General features: G+C 64.4%; 1 protein-coding gene. It reads right to left on the minus strand.

Going from position 1 to position 1,193, the window contains the following annotated elements; genetic code table 11:
- Positions 1–2: 2 nt before the first annotated feature.
- The gene (gene tuf, locus DT074_RS27835) at positions 3–1,193 is read right to left on the minus strand and encodes an elongation factor Tu (RefSeq protein ID WP_119423072.1); all 1,191 of its coding nucleotides are present in this window, start codon (positions 1,191–1,193) and stop codon (positions 3–5) included.

The raw sequence follows: 1,193 nt of genomic DNA on the forward strand, positions 1-1,193 counted from the left end.
CGTTACTGGATGATGGAGGAGACGACGCCGGCGCCGACGGTGCGGCCGCCCTCGCGGATGGCGAAGCGAAGACCTTCGTCCATCGCGATCGGCGCGATCAGCGTCACTTCCATCGTCACGTTGTCGCCCGGCATCACCATCTCGGTGCCCTCGGGCAGCTTCACAACGCCCGTCACGTCCGTCGTCCGGAAGTAGAATTGCGGACGGTAGTTGGTGAAGAACGGCGTGTGACGACCGCCCTCCTCCTTGGTCAGGATGTAGGCCTCCGCCTTGAACACCGTGTGCGGCGTGATCGAACCCGGCTTCGCCAGAACCTGGCCGCGCTCCACGTCCTCGCGCCCCACGCCGCGCAGCAGCGCGCCGATATTGTCCCCCGCCTCGCCCTGGTCCAGCAGCTTGCGGAACATCTCGACGCCCGTGCACACCGTCTTCGTCGTCGGCTTCAAACCGACGATCTCGATTTCCTCGCCCACCTTCACAACGCCCCGCTCGACCCGGCCCGTCACAACCGTGCCACGGCCCGAGATCGAGAACACGTCCTCGATCGGCATCAAAAACGGCTTGTCCTTCGGACGCTCAGGCTGCGGGATCGACTCGTCAACCGCCGCCATCAGCTGCAGCACCGCCTGCTTGCCGATCTCCGGCGTCTTGTCCTCCAATGCCGCCAGCGCCGACCCCCGGATCACCGGGATCTTGTCCCCAGGGAACTGGTAGCTCGACAACAGCTCCCGAACCTCAAGCTCAACAAGGTCCAGAAGCTCGGGGTCGTCCACCATGTCCACCTTGTTCATGAACACGACCAGTGCCGGAACGCCGACCTGACGCGCCAGAAGAATGTGCTCCCGCGTCTGCGGCATCGGACCGTCCGCCGCCGACACGACCAGGATCGCGCCGTCCATCTGCGCCGCGCCCGTGATCATGTTCTTCACGTAATCCGCGTGACCCGGGCAATCCACATGCGCGTAGTGACGCTTCGACGTCTCGTACTCCACATGGCTCGTGTTGATCGTGATCCCGCGCGCCTTCTCCTCAGGCGCCTTGTCGATCTGGTCGTACGCCGTGAACGTCGCCCCGCCCGTCTCCGCCAGTATCTTCGTGATCGCAGCCGTCAGCGACGTCTTCCCATGGTCAACGTGACCGATCGTCCCGATGTTGCAGTGCGGCTTCGTCCGCTCGAACTTGCTCTTGGCCAT

The organism is Desertibaculum subflavum (assembly GCA_003576705.1).
Taxonomy (GTDB): Bacteria; Pseudomonadota; Alphaproteobacteria; order Ferrovibrionales; family Ferrovibrionaceae; genus Desertibaculum; species Desertibaculum subflavum.